This is a genomic window from Prevotella sp. HCN-7019 (genome assembly GCF_037890215.1).
Lineage (GTDB): Bacteria > Bacteroidota > Bacteroidia > Bacteroidales > Bacteroidaceae > Prevotella.
Window position 1 is genome coordinate 236658 of sequence record NZ_JBBKBO010000001.1, and the last position, 18812, is coordinate 255469.

The 18812-nt window shown below is 55.1% G+C and carries 19 protein-coding genes and 2 pseudogenes; 3 read left to right on the forward strand and 18 right to left on the reverse strand.

The window, feature by feature from the left end; all coding sequences use genetic code 11:
- Positions 1 to 60: 60 nt before the first annotated feature.
- From WKT13_RS00900 to WKT13_RS00985, 18 genes and pseudogenes are all read right to left on the reverse strand, one after another.
- A complete protein-coding gene (locus WKT13_RS00900) occupies positions 61 to 504 on the reverse strand; it encodes a DUF3872 domain-containing protein (protein WP_004295445.1) in 444 nt (147 codons plus the stop codon).
- A gap of 13 nt (positions 505 to 517) precedes the next feature.
- Positions 518 to 1102 carry a conjugal transfer protein TraO gene (locus WKT13_RS00905; RefSeq protein WP_004319140.1) on the reverse strand — a complete coding sequence of 195 codons (585 nt, stop codon included), beginning with the start codon at positions 1100 to 1102 and terminating at the stop codon, positions 518 to 520.
- Position 1103: 1 nt separating this feature from the next.
- A complete protein-coding gene (gene traN, locus WKT13_RS00910) occupies positions 1104 to 2024 on the reverse strand; it encodes a conjugative transposon protein TraN (protein WP_340322451.1) in 921 nt (306 codons plus the stop codon).
- Between the two features lie 72 nt (positions 2025 to 2096).
- Positions 2097 to 3377 (reverse strand): conjugative transposon protein TraM, encoded by a 1281-nt coding sequence (gene traM, locus WKT13_RS00915; RefSeq protein ID WP_017141464.1) that lies wholly within the window; start codon positions 3375 to 3377, stop codon positions 2097 to 2099.
- Positions 3352 to 3651 carry a TraL conjugative transposon family protein gene (locus tag WKT13_RS00920; RefSeq protein ID WP_004295449.1) on the reverse strand — a complete coding sequence of 100 codons (300 nt, stop codon included), beginning with the start codon at positions 3649 to 3651 and terminating at the stop codon, positions 3352 to 3354. Before WKT13_RS00920 ends, traM begins: the two co-directional genes overlap by 26 nt.
- 4 nt (positions 3652 to 3655) lie before the next feature.
- Positions 3656 to 4279 carry a conjugative transposon protein TraK gene (gene traK, locus WKT13_RS00925; RefSeq protein WP_004295450.1) on the reverse strand — a complete coding sequence of 208 codons (624 nt, stop codon included), beginning with the start codon at positions 4277 to 4279 and terminating at the stop codon, positions 3656 to 3658.
- Positions 4280 to 4290: 11 nt separating this feature from the next.
- Complete coding sequence (traJ, locus tag WKT13_RS00930) at positions 4291 to 5373, reverse strand: conjugative transposon protein TraJ (RefSeq protein WP_029429443.1); 1083 nt, start codon at positions 5371 to 5373, stop codon at positions 4291 to 4293.
- 19 nt (positions 5374 to 5392) lie between these two features.
- Positions 5393 to 6013, reverse strand: coding sequence for a DUF4141 domain-containing protein (locus WKT13_RS00935; RefSeq protein WP_007851777.1), 621 nt, complete (start codon positions 6011 to 6013; stop codon positions 5393 to 5395).
- 35 nt (positions 6014 to 6048) lie between these two features.
- Entirely contained in the window at positions 6049 to 6363 is a 315-nt protein-coding gene (locus WKT13_RS00940) for a DUF3876 domain-containing protein (RefSeq protein ID WP_004303798.1), read from the reverse strand.
- A gap of 14 nt (positions 6364 to 6377) precedes the next feature.
- Positions 6378 to 7955, reverse strand: a pseudogene (locus WKT13_RS00945) (TraG family conjugative transposon ATPase); the annotation flags it as partial.
- A 113-nt stretch (positions 7956 to 8068) separates the two neighbouring features.
- A complete protein-coding gene (gene ltrA, locus WKT13_RS00950) occupies positions 8069 to 9730 on the reverse strand; it encodes a group II intron reverse transcriptase/maturase (RefSeq protein ID WP_004319152.1) in 1662 nt (553 codons plus the stop codon).
- Positions 9731 to 10331: 601 nt separating this feature from the next.
- Positions 10332 to 11252: pseudogene (locus WKT13_RS00955) on the reverse strand (TraG family conjugative transposon ATPase); the annotation flags it as partial.
- A complete protein-coding gene (locus WKT13_RS00960) occupies positions 11249 to 11575 on the reverse strand; it encodes a DUF4133 domain-containing protein (RefSeq protein WP_032558190.1) in 327 nt (108 codons plus the stop codon). The pseudogene WKT13_RS00955 and the gene WKT13_RS00960, both read right to left, overlap by 4 nt.
- 20 nt (positions 11576 to 11595) lie before the next feature.
- Entirely contained in the window at positions 11596 to 11898 is a 303-nt protein-coding gene (locus tag WKT13_RS00965; protein ID WP_004303800.1) for a DUF4134 domain-containing protein, read from the reverse strand.
- A 145-nt stretch (positions 11899 to 12043) separates the two neighbouring features.
- Positions 12044 to 12784, reverse strand: a complete 741-nt coding sequence (locus WKT13_RS00970; RefSeq protein ID WP_155012303.1) for a hypothetical protein — start codon at positions 12782 to 12784, stop codon at positions 12044 to 12046.
- The gene (locus WKT13_RS00975; RefSeq protein WP_004303802.1) at positions 12781 to 13200 is read right to left on the reverse strand and encodes a DUF3408 domain-containing protein; all 420 of its coding nucleotides are present in this window, start codon (positions 13198 to 13200) and stop codon (positions 12781 to 12783) included. The genes WKT13_RS00970 and WKT13_RS00975 overlap by 4 nt, the downstream gene beginning before the upstream one ends.
- Positions 13201 to 13243: 43 nt before the next feature.
- Positions 13244 to 13666 carry a DUF3408 domain-containing protein gene (locus tag WKT13_RS00980; protein WP_004295459.1) on the reverse strand — a complete coding sequence of 141 codons (423 nt, stop codon included), beginning with the start codon at positions 13664 to 13666 and terminating at the stop codon, positions 13244 to 13246.
- Between the two features lie 6 nt (positions 13667 to 13672).
- Positions 13673 to 14425, reverse strand: coding sequence for a ParA family protein (locus tag WKT13_RS00985; protein WP_015547221.1), 753 nt, complete (start codon positions 14423 to 14425; stop codon positions 13673 to 13675).
- Positions 14426 to 15128: 703 nt separating this feature from the next.
- Here WKT13_RS00985 and mobA point away from each other — a divergent pair.
- Genes mobA through mobC form a run of 3 tightly spaced genes read left to right on the forward strand, consistent with a single transcriptional unit; the run spans position 15129 to position 18737 of the window.
- A complete protein-coding gene (mobA, locus tag WKT13_RS00990; RefSeq protein ID WP_004295462.1) occupies positions 15129 to 15551 on the forward strand; it encodes a conjugal transfer protein MobA in 423 nt (140 codons plus the stop codon).
- Positions 15545 to 16690: a conjugal transfer protein MobB gene (gene mobB, locus WKT13_RS00995; RefSeq protein WP_004319166.1), complete on the forward strand. Its 1146-nt coding sequence runs from the start codon at positions 15545 to 15547 to the stop codon at positions 16688 to 16690. The genes mobA and mobB overlap by 7 nt, the downstream gene beginning before the upstream one ends.
- A 37-nt stretch (positions 16691 to 16727) precedes the next feature.
- Positions 16728 to 18737: a conjugal transfer protein MobC gene (gene mobC / locus WKT13_RS01000; RefSeq protein WP_004319168.1), complete on the forward strand. Its 2010-nt coding sequence runs from the start codon at positions 16728 to 16730 to the stop codon at positions 18735 to 18737.
- The last annotated feature ends 75 nt before the right edge of the window (positions 18738 to 18812 follow it).

Below are 18812 nucleotides of genomic sequence, written 5' to 3' on the forward strand. Positions count from 1 at the left end.
TTTCAGTATTTATGGAAAGCGCCCGGGTGACGGGCGCTTCTCTTGGTTAGACATATTCCGTTATCGTTCCGTTTCCTCCGTCCCGTTCTCGCTCTGGAACGTGAAGGAGGTCTTCACGACCTGACCCGTGTTGTCCTCGACATAGACGTCGATGGTCTGCTGGTCATCGCTGCGCGATGTGTAATAGAGGCGGAACACCTCACGGTCGAGCGGATAGCGGTCGTTGGGCAGGAACACCGTACCGTCGTCCATCCTCAACTCACCGCGCCCGTCGGGCTGGAAATAGCGGATCGTGTAACGCGCGCCGTCATATCTCCCCTCCCGCACGAGCGTGCAGCGGATTTCAGCGGTTTCACCAACGGAGATTCGCTTCTGAACGGGCATCGTTTCCAGAGAGAACGTGTACGCCTGCTGTATATCCAGCCCGTTGTCGCAGGATGCGCATAAAAGACCCAGGGCGGCGATCCAGACCGCCAGGGCCAATATCTTTTTCATCTTTTTCATGTCGCTTGCAAGTTTAATGGATTATGAATTTCACGCCCAGGCCGAACTGCGCGTGGAAATGTCCCGTTGTAGTGCCCCATAGGATACGCTCACGCCCCGTCAGCGAGAGGATAATCCTGTCGGTCAGGTACGCATCGACCTCCAGCGTGACGGCCCCGCCATAGAGGAAACGGTCGCGGTGGCGGAGCGTAGAGCCGTCATAGAGCCGCCTCTCGCCCCGGTTCACGCTCTCGTAACCGGCCAGCGCCGAGCCGCCGAGGTAGAAGAAAAAAGTCCTGGACGGGTCAGCGAGGAACTTGTAATAGTAACCTCCCTCGGCCGTGAACTGCGCCACCGGGATACGTTCCGACTTGTAGGGGTAATAACGGTTCAGGAACTCCGCGCCGAACACCCACTTGTCGGCATTCTTCGCGTAACGGCTCATGGCCAGCCCGAACCAGTAGCCCGTTTCGCTGCGGCTGTCCCGGGTATAGAAGCCGTCGGCCATGCCTCCCCGTATTTCCAGCCCGCGCATGGCGGGCAGGGCACGCTGGGCGTGCGCCCCGTCCGAAAGGAGGAGGCATAACCCCAGCGTGAGAATGAATATCGCCCGTTTCATATCACTTTACCTTTAACTCGTTGATAACACGTGCGCGCACCAGGTCGGCATTCTCCACCGTGAAAGTCTGGTGTCGCCCGCCCTGCTGCTCGTGCAGTTCCACGACCAGCTGCTTGTCGTCGGCCAGCGTGAACTTCGGGAGCGTGAAGACCATGCGCTCGGTACGCTTGCCGCCGATGACCTGCACGTTGTTGTACGCACGCACGGGCCATACGACCTGCTCCTGGATGGCCGTGCGTTTGGCCACCTTCTTGTCCGTAATCTTGAACGTCAGGTAGTCCACGTTGAAAGGCACGTTGGAGGAGTTTTTCAGTTGGAGGTGGAAATAAAGCAGGTCGTTATGCACGTAGATACCTTTGAGGAGGTATTGTACCCCGAAACGCTTGCAACCGATATGCTTGATCTCGCGGCGGTCATTCTTGTAAATGGACTGCATGATCAGTTTGACCAGCAGCGGAGATTCGCATCCCAACTCCTGCAAATAGATGTCCAGCGCATTATTGGGGCGGTTTACCGCCTCCCCGCTATGCAGGAAGTCCGCCATCTCGACCGACAGTTTCACCGGCTCGTCGGCATACTTGACATTGAAGCTGTAATAGGCCCCGTCCTCGGTAATGACCGAAAGGTTGCTCTCGCGCGAGAAATCACGCAGGGCCGCCTTTACACGCAGCACGTTTTCCGTGCCGTCGGCTTTCGCCGCCAGAAGATCCGAAGACCCCAGATCGACGTAACGGATGGCCGAGGGGAAAATCACATGAACGGTCTTGCTGAACGTCACCTCCAGCGCGTAGGGCGGGATAACCCGGTTGAAGGTCAGCGGACGGGTAAGACCGTCGTACAAATCGCCCGTGGAGGGCTTTTCCTGCGCGTGGGCAGCGAACATGCACCCGATAAAAGCGAGTGCCAGAAGAATCTTTTTCATACTCGATAATTTTTTGATTGTTGATAAAAATGGATTTTTTCAGTGGTGTACGGAAGTACGTCGTTTGTACCCTTATTGAAGGGGCGGGAGCAGCAGGACGCTGTAACCGGCCTTGAGCGTGACCTTGACCGAGCGCATCTTCTTGCTCACGTATTGCGACACGCCCTGGATGGCGCTGCGCCCCAGGTCGGAGAGCAGTTGCGAACCGGCATCGTCCGTGATCGTGATACTGCTGCCCATGCCCGCACCCATATTGGCGGCGATCTCCTTCACGGCATTGAGTTCTTCCGACCCCGGCACGGGAATACCCTCGTTGCCGTTCGTGTCATAGACCGACAGATCGACCGGAACGACCGCCCCGCCGTGCTGGACAGCGCTGACCTTGACCGTCAGCCGTTCGCCGTTGATCCTCGCCGCCCCCGTTACGGGCGTACCCGAGGGGATGAGCAGCTCTCCCGCCATCATCGGTTCCAGCAGCCGGAAAGTAACCTCCCCGCCATCGGTGAGCGTCACGGTTTGCTGCACGGCGGCACGGATACTGTTGCGCTCGGGCTCGCGAAGGTCGCTCCCCACCGTGTTGAAACCCCAGTTCCGGGGCTTGACGAACTCACGGGCGAAGACCGAATCGGGCAGCGGGGCGGCGAGCAGCGACACGATGTTACGGCGCACCTGGCGCACGGGCTGCACGGAAGCCTTGCCGGAAACGGAGGCTTTCTGACGCGGGGCTTCAGGGGCTTGACCGCCATTCATGTAGCGGGCGGCGATCTCGTAGGACTTCTCCAGCAGCGCCACCTGCTCCTCCTGGGCCGTTTTCTGCGCCTGCTGTTCTTCCAGGCGGCGTTCCAGTTCCTCGATGCGGGCCTGCATCTCGCGCTCTTCCCCCGTTTCACCGGCGGTGTCCTCGTAGAAACTGCCTAACTGGCGGTTGATGTCGGCATAGGCGGCACGGGAAGTCCGGAAAGCTCCCGACGAACCGCCGGCAGGGCCGGAAGACTTATCCGGCACGGCAGCGGGCATGACGGGCTCTTCCTCCTCGTCCTCCATCCCGAACGCGAAATCCTGCAAGGAGCGCATCTTTTCCCGCTCCCTGCGCCGCATCTCCTCCTGCACGTAGGCATCACGCTTGTCCGAGAGGATACCCTCCGATTCCGGGGTCGGCAGCTCCGTGTTGAAACCCGCCGAAGGCTCCTCCCGTTCTTTTTCGCCGGGGGAGAAGATCAGCCACATGCACCCGGCAAAGGCCAGGAAAAAGAGCGGGAAGACCACCATCTTCTTCCGCATCTGTATCTGCCGGGGCGTGAGTTCCTTTTTCCCCGCCTCCGGCTGTTTATTCTGTTTTTCGTTCGTCGTCATAATTGAAATCTTTTAGATGTTTTACACTGTCGGCCTCCTGCCGTTGTCTTAATTCCAGTTCCAGCCGCTCGATATGCCGTATCTGCATCCGTTCCCCGGCTCCCTTGCCGAAGCGGTAGATGGAAGACACGGTAAAGTAGAGCGACAAGACGGAAAAGAACAAGAGCAGCGTGAGGATCACGATAATCCGCTTATCGGGCGAGAGCGCCCCGCAAGCGCGGCGCAGGTGGTCTTCGACCCACTCCCCGAAAGCCTTTATTCTCTTCTTTGCCATAGCCTTATCTTTTTAATGTACGTAAATCGCGGTTCTCCAGAATCTCGAATTTCTCCATGATGAAACCCTGCGGGTTATTGTCCGAACGCCCCGAGTTGATCAGCTCGCAGCGCGTGACCAGCGAACGCTCGGTGATGTTGCTCTCGCGGACAATCATTTGCCGGGCATAGGTCATGGCCCGGTAGGGATAGGCGTTGAAGTCGCACACCACGGAGTCCACCTCGATACGCTGGCTGATGTTCCCCGACACCACACGGTTGTAGTAACCTTTCTCCTGCATGTCCTGGTAATAGGCGAAGGCGCTCTTATCGACCAGGAACAGCGCGCGGTTGATGTTGCTCTCGATGGCCGCACGGTCGGGCGAGAGGGTGAAGAACAACTCGTGAAAACGCCGGATATGTTCGCGCGCCTCCACGGGGCGGTTCTGGCTCAAATCCTGCGAGAGCGCCAGCATCAGCGACTTGCCCCCGTCCAGGACGTAGATCTTCTCGCGCTGCTTTTCGGCGAAACGGAAGCTCGCGACCACGCTGAACACGGATACCAGCGCGCACAGGCAGAGGAACACGATACCGAAAAGCCGAATCTGCCTGAAACTTGTTTCGATGTTTTTTAATGACTTGAATTCCATTGTCCAAATTGTTATGAATGATTATTGTTACCTTGTGTTGCCAGGTTGCGCCCGTTGGGGGCACTGCCCGAAGCCGGGCCGCCAACGCCGCCGTTACCGGAGGAGGAACCGCCACCGCCGCGACGCCCGAACGTGCGGCCGATCATGTTGCCGGCGATACCGCCAGCGACACCCGTGGCGAATGCCCCGGCCTTGTTGATACCGCCCATAGCCCCGCCGGCTCCGCCCGACTGGATCACCCACTCGGCAACGGTGGGGATCGTGAAATAGCCTATGATACCTATAATCAAAAAGATAATATAGACACCGCTGCCGCTGTCGGGAATGTAGTTGGGGTCTTGCAGGGCCAGGACGTCCGCCTGGAGCATCAACGTCTGGATCTTGGCCAGCACCGCGGAGAACAGGTCGGCGATGGGAAGCCAAAGGTACACGCTGATATAGCGGGAAATCCAGCTCGCGAGCGTCGAGTGGAAGCCGTCGTAAATGGAGAGGGCGAACGACAAGGGCCCCAGAATCGACAGCACGACTAAAAAGAATGTCCGCAGCGTGTCGATGGTAAGCCCCGCGGCGTTGAACAACAACTCGAAGAAGTCCCGGACAAGCTGCCGGAAACCGGCCTTGATGTCGTACCACGTGCGTTCGGCCCACATGCTGATAATCTCGCCCAAATCCGTGATACCCATATCCGCAAGCCGTTGTTCATACACCTCGTCGTCCACTAACCAAGCCTTGCCCTCGCGCCTGCGGGCCTCGGCTTCCAAATCGTCCTTCTGTTGCTGGTATGCCTGCAAATCCAATGTCTGCCCCTCCAGTATGGCGTGCGTGCCCTGCACCACGGGCGACATCACGGCGTTGATCGTCCCCAGAACCACGGTGGGAAAGAACATCACGCACAAGCCGATGGCGAAAGGCCGCAGGAGCGGGAACACGTCGATAGGCTCCGCATTGGCCAGTGCCTTCCATACCCGGTAAGCCACGTAAAAGAGCGCACCCAGGCCGGCGATACCTTTCGCCACCCCGATCATGTCGCCGCATAGCGGCATCATCTCCTGATACAGGTTCCGGAGAACCTGGTGTAAATTGTCGAAATCCATGACTGCCTCCGTTTTCAGGTTACCAATATCTGTCGTTCGGGTTCCCGTAAAGTGCCAGCACCCGGTGCGCGTCGCCCTTTTCGCGGCTGCGGATGAAGGACACGGAGATGGTCTTGCGCGTGTAATAGCGCGTGAGGTTGCGGTACTCCAGCATCTTCGTGTAAACCTGATCCACCACGTCCATCCGCTCCTTGTCCGAGAGCGAGAGGCCGTTGCCGCCGGTTATGACCGTCTTGAGTTCCGTCACCAGCGCGCCGCCCTCCTCCAGCAGCCGGGCGTAACCCGCCGAGATCGCCGCCAGCTCGTCCACCGTGAAGTTCGGGTCTGAAACCATACGGTTGAATCCCGAGGTGTAGATTTCCGTGATCTCGCTGACCATTTCGAGTGTCAGCTTCACCTTCCGGGCATCCTTGATGATGTTATGCACCGATTTGAGGGCGTCGTAGTAAGCCTTGCTCTGGTTATAAATCTTGATACTCTCTTGCAGCGACTTGACCATGTTGGTCGCCGTGGTCGAGCTTTGAACCGCGCTCTTGATGTTCTGAACGAGGTTCGACGGGTCGATGACCGTCCACTGCGCTTTTGCCTGGTACGTGAAGCAAAGAAGCCCCACGAACAGCGTTAAAATCAATCGTTTCATCCTTTTCATTATTTAATTCGTGAATACTTGGGCGGTCATTCCGACGCCCGGTAATAATCCCCGTAGGCGGAGAGCTGGAGCACCTCGCGCCCCGCATCGTAGGCCAGGGCGACATACCCGTAGAGGTCGAAGTAACGGATACCTCCCCAATACTTCCTCACGGGACGGGAGAAGCGTGTCCCGTCCTTGTAGGACACCTCCACGTAAAAACCGCCGCCCCGGCGTCCCGGGTTGCGGTAGATGCGAACCCGGGGAGAACCCGAGCGGCTTTCCCACTCGCCCGCCACCTCGTACAGCGCGAAGTCCAAACGCGCTGCCGTGGGGTCTGATCCGATACACTTGCGATACATGGCCTGCCCTCCCTTTAACGTTTGCCCTCGGCGAGCTGCCTGATCGCCAGTTCCATATCACCGCCCAGCTCCCCGGCAAGCCGCTGTACCTCCACTTTCTCCGTTTCCTCGGTCGTGTAGGCCAGGTACTCCGGGACGCTGACCTCCGTGGCATAGACCGCCGACTGAACGCCGCCCAGACCGATCCAGACCTCCTTGTATTTACGGGAAGGGTCGTTGGACTGGTTGATCGAGAGAATCTGCGCCTTCTCCTTGTCGGTCAGCCCCAACAAGGACTGAATCGCGTCGAAACGGTTCATGAACTTGCGCTGGTCGAGCAGGATCTTGCAGTCCGAGTTGTTGATGATCGCCTCCTTGACCACCGGGCTGGAAATGATGTCCTCGACCTCCTGCGTCACAACGATGGCCTCACCGTAGTATTTGCGGACTGTTTTATACATATAACGCAGATATTCAGCCATATTGGCCGTAGAGAGCGCCTTCCAGGCCTCCTCGACGATGAGCTGTTTGCGTACCCCCTTGAGCCGTCTCATCTTGTTTATGAAAGCCTCCATGATGATAATGGTGACCACGGGAAAAAGCTCCTTGTTTTCCTTGATGGAATCCACCTCGAAGACCACGAAGCGCTTCGAGAGCAGGTCGATGTTGGCCCGGGAGTTCAGAAGGAAGTCGTAGCGTCCGCCCTTATAATACTGCCGCAGGGTGATGAGCATGTTGTCGATGTTGAAATCCTCGCGGCTGACCCGGATCTCCCGCTCCTCCAGCTCGCGGCGGTAGTCGTCCCGCAGGTACTCGTAGAAACTGTCAAAACACGGCACGATATTCCGGTCGGCGCGGATACGCTCGATATAGGCGTTCACGGCACTGCCCAGCTCGCCGCTCTCGGTCTTCGTGATCTTGTCGTCCTCGGTTTTCCAGAGTGTCAGCAGCAGCGTCTTGATGCTGTCCTTCTTCTCCACGTCGAAATAGTAGTCGTCGGTGTAGAACGGGTTGAAACTGATGGGATGTTCCTCGGTATAGGTAAAATACACGCCGTCCTCACCTTTGGTCTTACGCCGGATCAGCTCGCAAAGACCCTGGTAGCTGTTACCGGTATCCACCAGCACGACATGCGTGCCCTGCTCCCAGTATTGGCGAACTAAATGATTCATAAAGAACGACTTGCCTGACCCCGAGCCGCCTAACACGAATTTATTCCTATTCGTAATGATCCCTTTTTTCATCGGTTCGTCCGAGATGTCCAGGTGTAGGGGCCTGCCGCTTATGCGGTCGCACAGCTTGATGCCGAAAGGGCTGGACGAGGATTTATAGTTGGTTTCCTCCGTGAAGAAACAGACCGCGGGCTCGATGAACGTGTAGAACGATTCCTCGGCGGGGAAATCCCCCGCGTTGCCCGGCATACCCGCCCAGTAGAGCGTGGCGGCGTCCACGGTGTTGTGGCGCGGGCGGCACTCCATCAGAGCGAGCTGGCTGCCCACATCATTGCGGATATGCCGGAGCTCCTGCACGTCGTCCGACCAGGCCAGCACGTTGAAATGGGCCCGGACGGATTGAAGACCGAACGAGTGCGCCTCGTTGAGATACTGGTCGATGTCGAGTAGGTCAGCCCCCTTACGGGAGCTTTCCCCTCTAAGAACCGTACGTGAGAGTTTCCCCTCATACGGCTCAAGCAATTCAAAACTTTTATTTGTAACTAAAAGCCGGCTCATAGTAACTTCCATTTATTTCTGTTAGTAATTCGGCTGCAATGATCATGTATTAGGACTTTCGCCTTTCTACTGCTCCCTGTCATTTCAGTAATTTTCCAGGGAGTTTCCCGTGTGATGTGCTTGCCACACACAGGGCAACATTGCATTTGCTGATTCCACAGGCGATAGATATATTGCTTGCCGTCTAAGTGTGCAAGCATTCTTCGGGTCTTGTATTGATCGAAGAAATCTTTCCAATCGGCATCATATGGGTTGGCCTCACTGCGGATTTTGATATGTCGCTTTATTTTCGTATCCGACAATCTCACAAGAGTGTGGTATTTATCCACTTTCCTGTTTTCAAGCGGTACGGCAAAAGTCCAGCTTCTACCTCTTACAGTGTGATAATACTTGTTGGCAATCCATCGTTTACCTTTTTTGGGATGTCTTCTGCGAGACCATCGCCATAGTTTGTTGAAAATTTGTGCATCTGTTTTACGGAAAGTTTCCGATGCAGAACACCCCTTGTAGTAGTTCGCCCATCCTCTAATGACTGGGTTTAGTAATCGTATCAAAGATTGTTGCTTAGAAGACTTGTTCTTGTCCACTATTTCACGAACCTTATCTAAAAATCTCTTTCGACTCTTCTTGGATGGTTTTGTGATAAACTTGCCTTTATATTTTCTGATATTGAACCCAAGAAAATCAAACCCTTCTTCTATATGAGTTATCTTAGTCTTTTCTTCTGATAAGGTAAGCCCTCTTGCTTGAAGAAACTCAATGACTAATGGTTTAACATGGTTCTCCAACAACTCCTTACTCTCTCCTGTGATAATAAAATCATCCGCGTAGCGAACAAGATTTATCATAGGAGTATAGTAATTTTTCTTCGAGCGGTTTATCGGAAAGCTATCGGCAAGCAGTTTTTCCAGTCCGTCCAAAGTCATATTTGCAAGAGTTGGGGAGATGATGCCGCCTTGAGGAGTTCCCTCCTCTGTCGGAAAAAGTTGCTTGTTGAAAATAAATCCACTTTTCAACCATTTACGGAGCAAAACTTTATCCATAGGGATATTGTCAAGCAACCATTCATGACTGATATGGTCGAAACAACCTTTGATATCACCTTCTAAGATCCATTGTGGGGATGTCGTCCTTGCCAGGTCATTGAAGCATTGTTGAACGGCATCTGCCGTGCTCCTTTCTTTTCTGAAACCATAAGAATTGGCATCAGCCGTTGTTTCAGCTACGGGAGCCAGTGCCATCAGATACAATGCCTGCATAGCCCGGTCTTTCATAGTTGGTATACCCAATGGTCTTAATTTCCCGTTACTCTTTCTGATATGTACTCGTCTCAGAGGTTGGGGTGTATAACCTCTCCTTTTCAGTTCGGTTATTGCACACACTTTAGCATCTGGCGTTTTCCATGTTACCATATCGACGCCAGCCGTTTTACTCCCATTATTGGAAGTTACACGTCTTACCGCTAATGCTTTAGCGTAAAACGAGTGGGTCAGTGTCCACTGCAAGGCTTTGACCTTGTTGTGGCGACCCTCTTTTTGAGCCTTTACAATACGCGCTTGTAGCTTTTGAACCGCAGCTTCGCATTTGAGCCAATTTATACTGTCCCATTTGCTCTGCGTTTGGTCAGTCGATGCACACGATTTTTTAATTTCGTTCATTTGCTTTTCTCCTTTTAAAAGTTCTAAAAGTTTCTTGTAAAGAATCACCTACCGCAGAAGTCAGCCTGCTTTCGCAGCGGGATGATGTTTCAATCCCTATTCACCCCATTACAGGGTGGCATTCGCTTTTTCTGCAATCCTATACCCGCACTCCATTCGGCATTCCTTACGGTCTGCTTACCTGTCATTGGCAGGAGAAATACGGGCTTACTACGTTCCGTGCAAGTAACTTATAAGTGGGTTAGGTTCTGTCTATTACACCGGCAGTACTCTGTTCGTGTATTCCCAGAATGGAGAGGAATAACCGACTGCTTCCCTTTTGGGCTGAAGCCTATCAGTATCTTTGGCTTCTTCAACCTTACGACGTTTAGACGACAGTTCGCTTACGCTAACCATACCACCCAAGCCAAGCTCCCTGACTGTATGATACTAACAGCCATTGTCTTTCCCTCACGGTTCTGACTGCTCCTTTCGGAAGGGCTACCTTGTCTGGACAGCTTTGATACAGTATATTACTATTGGTGCATCTGTCCATAGGCTACCGTTGACGAAACAACGGGTTAAATCTAAGTTTAACAATTACTTACACAGCGACGTATCGCACCCACTCCTTGTTTATCTGGTTCCCGCGGGAGTAGCGGGAAAGGGACTGCATGTTGCGCGCACGTTTCTCGAACATACGCAGGTTTTCGTCGCTGTCTTCCAGGAACACGTACTGGTTGTAAAGGTGGTCGCAGGAAAGCAGAAGCCCCACGGGGGCCGCGAACGAGAGCAGGCAGTCCGAACGGTCGGTGGAAAGACGCTCGTAACGGGTGTCCGTACCCACGTGCCCCGGCAGGTCTTCCGTGTCCGAGAGCGTGTGCAGGCACACCCGTTTGTTACCCACGCGCAGAACCTCGGCCCCCAGCTCGATGTCCTGAAGAGAAGTCGTCTCCGAGAGCGAGAGGGAAAAGTACCGTTCCAGCAGGCCCGGACAATCCGCCGTACCCGTGATCTCGTCCCCCGTGAGGCGGACAAGGGTCAGGAAACCCGAATCGTTCAGAATACGCTCGAACTGTTCCGCCGCCTCCAGGAATTTTGTCGCCGATTCCCGGTTTACCTCTTTGGGAATGATGTTGCCCCGGCAGAGGGTCGAGAAGTCTGAACGCATGTGCATACGCTCCCTCGTCGTTTTCGTCAGGTAGAGGAAGCAGGCGTGGGTCAGGAACGGACGCTCGTTGAAATGCCGCTCGTAACTGCGGGAGAGGAAACTCATGTCCCCCTCGCCCGTGGCCGGGCGGTAACGCTCGCGGATGAACCAGTCCTGCTTGTGTACCACGCTGTATTCGGGCAAGACCTTCAGGGCCTTGCACCAGGCGGCGTGGATCGCCTCGTACTCGGCGGACGTGACGGTGAACAGCTCCGGGAGTTCGACCCGATAGACGACCGTTATGTCCGCGTCCTTGCTGATGATACAACCGCCTTCCACGGCCAGGAGCGGGAACTTGCTTTCCAGCGTGGTAGCTTTCAAGATGTTTCTCATACGCGGCCCCCCTTTCTTTTCAGCAACCGGCGCAGGGACTTGCGGTTGAGCAGGTAGCGGGGATGCCGGCGCGCGGCGAGCAGCTTCATCAGCCCGTGTTCCCCGTAACGGGCGTTCAGGCGGAAGGTAAGCCAGACCAGCACCGAAGCCGCCGCAACGCCGAAAGCGATACATACCCACTGATCGACCCCTGCCATGTAGAGGATGACGAACACCACGAAGACGGCCAGCAGGCCGCCCGCGAAGATGAAGAGGTACTGCGCCTTCAGGCCCCGGAACTCCACGCTCTTGCCGATTCCCTTGTTGATTCCATATTCCATAATTATTTGCATGACAGGTTGGACTACAAGAAGAAAGAGCGTAGGATCGTCGCGGCGACAATCAGGAAAATACACGCGCCGAACCAGCTCGCGGCGGTCTTCGACGTGTCGGGGTCGCCGCTCGAAAACTTGTTATAGACCTTGATCCCCCCGATAAGGCCGACCACAGCCCCAATCGCGTAGATGAGCTTCGTTCCGGGATCGAAGTAGCTGGTTACCATGTTGGTAGCCTCCGTAATGCCGGCGATGCCGTTGCCCTGCGCGAAGGCGGAGGAGATGGCGGCAAAGAGAAATGCCGCCGGAAGAAGAATCTTGTTCTTTCTCATAACTCGATAATGTTTGAATTGTGGCGCGGGGATGGATAGGCCCCGCACCGGGTTAAACTTCTTGATTCGGATTTTTTCAGTGGTTCGAGGATAGCCTCACGCGCTACCCGTAGTCTTTTTCTTTCATCGTGATGTCATTATGGGGTTAAACAAACTCACGGACGTCGAAACCCGTGAGAACCGAACCCTGCGGAGATGGGCTTTCCGCAGACCTCTCGGACATACGCCGGTGAAAGGCCGAGAGGTAGGTGTCGATCAGGGATTTTACCCTGTCGTTCCCGTCGGGGCGGCCCGAAACGATGACCTCGAACATGTCGGTCTGTTTCAGGCCCAGGAGGACACGTCCCGTTTCCTCCCTTTGCTCGTCTGTTGAAGGTGGATCGTGTACCACGTGGCGGTAGGCTTCGCCCATCTGTTCAAAACTAACCCCCTGGGCAAGCGAGCGGCCCAAAAGGGGCAGCTCTTCGGTGTCGTCTTCATCCTCGTCATAATCCGGCTCCTCCGCGTCCGCATCCGGGAAAGATTCATCGTACAGCGGAAAGTCGATTTCCAGAGGTTCGTTAGGCTCCCCCTCGGGAGCGACACCGAACACTTCATCCAGGTCTTCCGGCGGAATCTGCCGGGGGTGTTCGGGTACATTCGTGGGCACAAATATATCGGCTTTTTCCGTAACTTTTTCAGTTTCAGATTCTACGGCAGCTTGTGGCCGGGAGTGGCGCGGGTCGAGGACAAAGCGGCTCCTGCCGATGATCTCCTGCCGGCAGGGCGTGTCTTCGGCAACGATCCCGTCTGCCGGTTCGTTACGTTCCATCCGCCGCAGGCGGAAAAACGCCCACAAGGCATACCCCACGGCAAAGAGGGGCAGCAGCCACAACGCCCCGTTCATCGCTCCTCCGCTTTGGGTTGCAGGGAGGCCACGGCCTCACGCTCCTCGAAAAGCCGCTCGATGGTTTCCCGGTTATCGTCCAGGTGCGCCTTGAGAACCTTGTCCACGTAGGCCGTGATCGTCACGTCGCCACGACCGATGACACGGGTGATCTCGCGGATACGCTCGTGGTACGACGGACGTATCTTCACGTGCTTGTTACCGGCGAAAGGCAGCCGCAGCAGGCAGATGTAACGGGCCAGGTACTCGGCCTCGGGGGTGGGGACAGTCCCCACGGCGACCTCCCCCGAAGGGCCGTCGGGGACGATAAGGGTTTTCATCCTGCGCCGGTAGCGGCACACGCGGAAGATGAAGGGTACGGCGACGCAAAGGACGGCCGCCAGGATAACAGATAAAATAATTGCTTTGTCTGACATGATGGATTGTTTTTAATGGATTGTAAAAATATTGGGTTCATAACTAAAAAATATCGGAGTTCCGTTTCTTGTAGAGTTCCGAAATTTCCTCCTGATAGGTCGCGAAATGCTGCTCCAGCACATTGTCCAGGTAGCTATACAGCGAGAGTTCGTTCTTACCGATAACCTGCACTATCCGGGTTATACGCTCGTGAAACTCCTTGCGGATATACACCGTTTTGCCGCTTCGGGTATTGGAGGGGGCGTTCCGGATAAAAAGACGCTCGTAATCCTGGCCTTTCCCTCTTCGGCGGCGTCCCTCCTCTTTCGTAGCCGACGAGGAGGCGGCCTCGCCGGACGGTTCCGATAGAGCCGATGCCTCCTCCTCTTTTTCCGGCGTGTAAGGATGTAGTGGCCGGTTTCGGCTTTTGGCCTGGCTGATGATGAAGGAAGCGTCCAAACCGTCGTCATGTTCTTTTCCGCTCATAAGATTCTACTTTAACAGTTCGATCAATTCATCCACGAGTTTATCCAGGTTGCTGCCCCGGATCAAAGAACGGTCTGCCGGGAAGAGCGTGGAGCGGAAGACAGAGCGACGGCTGGCGTTCTGCTCACGACGAAAACGCTTGGTGTCAGGCAGGAAGGTCTTCAGAACAGGAAGCTCCAACTCTTTCATTACCGCCTCGTAAACCTGATATAATTCTGTCTTTTCACGTCCGTCCACCATGTTCCATAGCATATACAGCCCTTTCATCCGGGACTTCTCGCGGCCCATTATATGCTCCTTTACCACAACTGCGTAATTCAGGGTGCTTTCCATGACAACCCGGTCGGCACTGATCGGGGCGACGAGATAATCCATTCCGGCCAGGGAATGAATCAGATCCTCGTTATTGATCGTACCGGGAAGGTCGAAGAACACATAATCGAAATCACCTTGCGGCAGGAGGTAGTCGGCATCGGCCAACGCCTCTTTCGTGTTGCTTTCCACGACAGGATAGGCTTTCTTTTGAAGCCGGGTGAATTGTTCGTAAGCTAACCTCTTGTAATGTTCGTCTTCGAGGGCAAGCTTCAGGTCACGTTCCCGCATCTCCACGATGGAGTGTTGGGGATAATCGCAGTCGATGACCGCGACATTGAAACCCTTTACATAGTGCAGGTAAGAGGCTGCCAGCACCGTGAGGGTGGTTTTGCCCGCTCCGCCTTTTTGGGTGGAGAAGGCCACGAATTTCGTTTTCTCTTTCATTGTTCCATGCGTTTTTAGTTATACAATCGGGTAATCGTTCATCTCTTCACGTATCCGGGCAAGTGACGGCATGAGATTTTATGCAGGTATGCCGGCACGCATATATGCTGGTGCGCTGGCAGGCTGTTACGCCGGTATGCCGGTGCATGGGCGCGTGTCCGATTTTATACTCATGCGCAACCGCATTTGCTTATCCGGACAAAGACCCGCTTTTTCCTCTGCACACGGTGTTTTCTGCATCCGTCCGCACGTGTGCGGACAGGAGGATGTGTCATTGCCCGTATCCGTTCTCACGTGCAAAGTAAACCCTTAAAAACACGGGTTGTATGCTCTTTTTCCGCTATGGCCGCGTGTGGCGTCAAAGTGGACGCAAGTGGCATAATCGCTTGTGGTACAAGCGATTGAATAGGTAGGTATCTTTGCCTCGTGAACGATCCCGACGCTAATGAAGCCGTCCTTGCCCCGTTTTACGGCGGCTCTTTCAATGTTCTGTCCGCGAGCGGGCAGAAGGTATTTGCAAAGGGCAAATAGCAAGCTGTGTTTTCTGCTGCACGATTCTCGTTTTGCAGCAGAAAACAGCTTGCCCGCAAGGGGGAGAAAGCACCTCCGGAGTCGGTGCTTTTCAGAAGGGCGGCAAGCCGCGAAGGGATCGGAATTTTCAGGAACCGGTGGGGCCCTGGCCTCTCCTTAAAATTTCGATGCGATGGAAAAGAACAGAAAGCCCCGAGGGGGCAAAGGGGGACGACCCGCGAAAAACGACCCGGCCGTTTACCGCTTTTCGGTAAACTTTTCAGCCGTGGAACATGCCCGTTTCCTCGACCTTTACGAGCAGTCCGGGCTATTGTCCAAAGCCGCTTTTATCAAAGCGAGAGTGTTCAACGAGGCGTTCCGGGTGGTAAAGACCGACCGGGGAACGCTCGAATACGTGGCGAAGCTGACCGCTTTCCACGCCCAATTCCGTGCCGTGGGAACGAATTACAACCAGGTGGTGAAGGAGCTGCACGCGCATTTTTCCGAGAAGAAAACACTCGCGCTGCTCTATAAACTGGAGAGAGCGACACGTGAACTGGCGGCCGTCGGGCAGCAGGTCGTGTCGCTCTCCGAAGAGTTCAAACAGCGATGGTAGCCAATATCACCACCGGAAAAGACGTGTACGGCGCGCTGGCGTACAACCAGGAGAAAGTCGATCGGGGCGACGGGAAGGTGCTGCTGACCCACATCGTGAGGGAGCCGGCGGATGGGCGCTTCAACGTGGCCGCGACGGCAGAAGACCTCCTGCGCTGGATGCCCTCGCACTACCGGACGGAAAAACCCGTCGTGCACGTGTCGCTCAACCCGGCTCCCGAAGACCGCCTCGACGACGGGCAACTCGCGGAGATAGCCGGGGCCTACATGGAGCGCATGGGCTGGGGAGGACAACCTTATATCGTATTCAAGCATACCGACATCGGACGGGAGCATATCCATATCGTGTCGGTGCAGGTGGCCCAGGACGGGCGCAAGATAAACGACAGCAGGCGCAACGAACGCAGCGTGGCCGTTACCGAGGAACTGGAACGGGAGTACGGACTGCATCCCGCCAAAGGGAGAAGGCGGGAGAAAGGGCAAGGGATCGTCCCCGCCGATTACACGCGGGGCGACCTGAAACGCCAGGTGGCAGCGGTAATAAAACCGGCCGTGGCGACATACCGCTTCCAGACCCTCGGCGAGTTCCGGGCATTGTTGTCCTTATATAATATAGGTATAGAGGAAGTCCGGGGAGAGCGGAACGGAACCCCCTACCGGGGATTGCTCTACACGCTGCTGGACGAGAACGGGGACAAGGCAGTGGCCGCGCCGCTCAAATCCTCACTGTTCGGTAAAGAGGTCGGGTATGACGGGCTGGAACGGCACATGGAGCGCAACGCCGAACGGTTCGGGAAGGACGACACGAGGAGGCAAATCCGTGGCCGGGTCGATAAAGCGCTTCGGGGAGAACCCACGGAGGAAGAACTGCGCGAACGCCTGCGGGGAGCCCGGGTGGATCTCTACATACGACGCAACGAAAACGGCCGCATCGTGGGAGTGACGTTCATTGACCACGAAACACGGACGGTCGTGAACGGATCACGGCTGGGAAAGGCATACTCGGCCAACGCCTTCGAGCTGCGCTTCGGCGGGAAACGGAATCCCGGGGAAAACACGAGGGACTTGTCCCCGAAACAAGCGCCTGCCGGACGGGACGGGCAACGGAAGCGGAATACCTCACGACGGAGGAAAGTATAACATCTCAATTATCATTCATTTATTAAATTTTACGGTTATGCAACAGGAAGACGACCTTCGGGGTCTTGCAAAAACAATGGATTTCATGCGGGCATTGAGTATCTTGTTCGTGGTTATCAACATCTACTGGTTCTGTTACGGGCAGATACGGGAATGGGGAATCAATATCGGCGTGGTCGATAGGATTCTGCTGAACTTCGACCGCACCGCGGGGCTGTTCCGGAATATACTATGGACGAAACTTTTCGCCGTCGTGTTCCTCGCCCTTTCATGCCTCGGGACAAAAGGAGTAAAAGAGGAGAAAATTACCTGGCGGAAAATCACGGCATCGCTGGCCACGGGAGGCGTGCTGTTCTTCTTCAACTGGTGGCTGCTGGACTTGCCGCTGACGGCGATGGCGAACGCGGCTTTCTACATACTGACCCTATCGGCCGGGTATATCTGCCTCTTGATGGGCGGCGTGTGGATGTCCCGCCTGCTGAAGAACAATCTCATGGATGACCCTTTCAACAACGAGAACGAATCATTCCAGCAGGAAACACGCCTGATCGAGAACGAGTACTCCATAAATCTGCCGACGAAATTTTACTATAACAAACAGTGGAACAACGGGTTCGCCAATGTCGTAAACCCGCAAAGGGCTTGCATCTGCATGGGAAGCCCGGGCAGCGGGAAGAGTTATTGTGTTGTAAACCAGTTCATTAAACAGCAAATCGAAAAGGGCTATACCCAATACATCTATGACTACAAGTTTCCCGATCTTTCGGAAATCGCTTACAACCACCTGCTGAATCACCAGAAAGGTTACAAGAAAATCCCGACTTTCTACGTCATAAATTTCGACGACCCGCGCCGCTCGCACCGCTGTAACCCCATTCACCCGGACTTCATGACCGATATTTCGGACGCCTACGAGAGCGCCTATACCATCATGCTCAACCTGAACCGAAGCTGGGTGCAGAAGCAGGGCGATTTTTTTGTGGAAAGCCCCATTATCCTTTTTGCGGCCGTGATCTGGTTCCTGCGCATCTACGACAACGGGCGGTATTGTACCTTCCCGCACGCCATCGAGTTCCTGAACAAGCGGTACGAGGATATTTTCCCGATTCTGACATCCTACCCGGAACTCGAAAACTACCTCAGCCCCTTTATGGATGCCTGGCTCGGAGGCGCTCAAGACCAGCTCCAGGGCCAGATAGCATCGGCCAAAATTCCGCTTTCCCGCATGATTTCGCCCCAGCTATATTGGGTCATGTCGGGCGACGATTTCACGCTCGACATCAACAACCCGGACGATCCCAAGATACTCTGCGTGGGGAACAATCCCGACAGGCAAAACATTTACGGAGCGGCTTTGGGATTGTATAATTCCCGGATTGTCAAGCTCATAAATAAGAAAGGCCAGCTCAAATCGGGCATCATCATCGACGAGTTGCCGACAATCTACTTCAAGGGACTCGACAACCTGATCGCCACGGCCAGAAGCAACAAGGTCGCCGTGCTGCTGTGCTTCCAGGATTTTTCACAGTTGAAGAGGGACTACGGGGACAAGGAGGCCGCCGTCGTGATGAACACGGTGGGCAACATCTTCTCCGGGCAGGTCGTAGGTGAAACGGCCAAGACACTCTCGGAACGGTTCGGTAAGGTATTGCAGAAGCGGCAGAGCATGACGTTGAGCCGCAGCGACAAATCGACATCCATATCCACGCAGCTGGACAGCCTGATCCCGGCCTCGAAGATCTCGACGCTCACGCAGGGAATGTTCGTCGGGGCCGTGGCGGACAATTTCGACGAACGTATCGAGCAGAAGATTTTCCACTGCGAGATTGTCGTGGACAACGAAAAAGTGAAAGCGGAAACGGCCCGGTACAAGAAGATACCACAAATTACCGATTTCACGGACGAGAACGGGACGGATCACATGAAACAGGTCGTGCAGGAAAACTACGAACGTATCAAGGCAGAGGCCGGCCGCATCGTCGCCGAGGAACTGGAACGTATCAAGAACGACCCGGTGCTTTGCAAGCTCCTGCCGGAACAGAACTAAATGAACACAAACACCCCCGCAAACAACCTCCGTGACCTTAACCGGGGCTGTTTCCTGGTTTTATAACCGTACAGC

Bases quoted from the DNA above. Each gene is read 5' to 3' on its own strand.
- WKT13_RS00920 (WP_004295449.1), bottom strand. From the start codon at position 3,651: ATGGCAAAGAAGAGAATAAAGGCTTTCGGGGAGTGGGTCGAAGACCAC.
- ltrA (WP_004319152.1), bottom strand. From the start codon at position 9,730: ATGAACGAAATTAAAAAATCGTGTGCATCGACTGACCAAACGCAGAGC.
- WKT13_RS00965 (WP_004303800.1), bottom strand. From the start codon at position 11,898: ATGAGAAAGAACAAGATTCTTCTTCCGGCGGCATTTCTCTTTGCCGCC.
- WKT13_RS00975 (WP_004303802.1), bottom strand. From the start codon at position 13,200: ATGTCAGACAAAGCAATTATTTTATCTGTTATCCTGGCGGCCGTCCTT.
- traK (WP_004295450.1), bottom strand. From the start codon at position 4,279: ATGGAATTCAAGTCATTAAAAAACATCGAAACAAGTTTCAGGCAGATT.
- WKT13_RS00970 (WP_155012303.1), bottom strand. From the start codon at position 12,784: ATGAACGGGGCGTTGTGGCTGCTGCCCCTCTTTGCCGTGGGGTATGCC.
- WKT13_RS00940 (WP_004303798.1), bottom strand. From the start codon at position 6,363: ATGTATCGCAAGTGTATCGGATCAGACCCCACGGCAGCGCGTTTGGAC.
- traM (WP_017141464.1), bottom strand. From the start codon at position 3,377: ATGACGACGAACGAAAAACAGAATAAACAGCCGGAGGCGGGGAAAAAG.
- WKT13_RS00905 (WP_004319140.1), bottom strand. From the start codon at position 1,102: ATGAAACGGGCGATATTCATTCTCACGCTGGGGTTATGCCTCCTCCTT.
- WKT13_RS00900 (WP_004295445.1), bottom strand. From the start codon at position 504: ATGAAAAAGATGAAAAAGATATTGGCCCTGGCGGTCTGGATCGCCGCC.
- traJ (WP_029429443.1), bottom strand. From the start codon at position 5,373: ATGGATTTCGACAATTTACACCAGGTTCTCCGGAACCTGTATCAGGAG.
- mobA (WP_004295462.1), top strand. From the start codon at position 15,129: ATGGAAAAGAACAGAAAGCCCCGAGGGGGCAAAGGGGGACGACCCGCG.
- mobC (WP_004319168.1), top strand. From the start codon at position 16,728: ATGCAACAGGAAGACGACCTTCGGGGTCTTGCAAAAACAATGGATTTC.
- WKT13_RS00935 (WP_007851777.1), bottom strand. From the start codon at position 6,013: ATGAAACGATTGATTTTAACGCTGTTCGTGGGGCTTCTTTGCTTCACG.
- WKT13_RS00980 (WP_004295459.1), bottom strand. From the start codon at position 13,666: ATGAGCGGAAAAGAACATGACGACGGTTTGGACGCTTCCTTCATCATC.
- traN (WP_340322451.1), bottom strand. From the start codon at position 2,024: ATGAAAAAGATTCTTCTGGCACTCGCTTTTATCGGGTGCATGTTCGCT.
- mobB (WP_004319166.1), top strand. From the start codon at position 15,545: ATGGTAGCCAATATCACCACCGGAAAAGACGTGTACGGCGCGCTGGCG.
- WKT13_RS00985 (WP_015547221.1), bottom strand. From the start codon at position 14,425: ATGAAAGAGAAAACGAAATTCGTGGCCTTCTCCACCCAAAAAGGCGGA.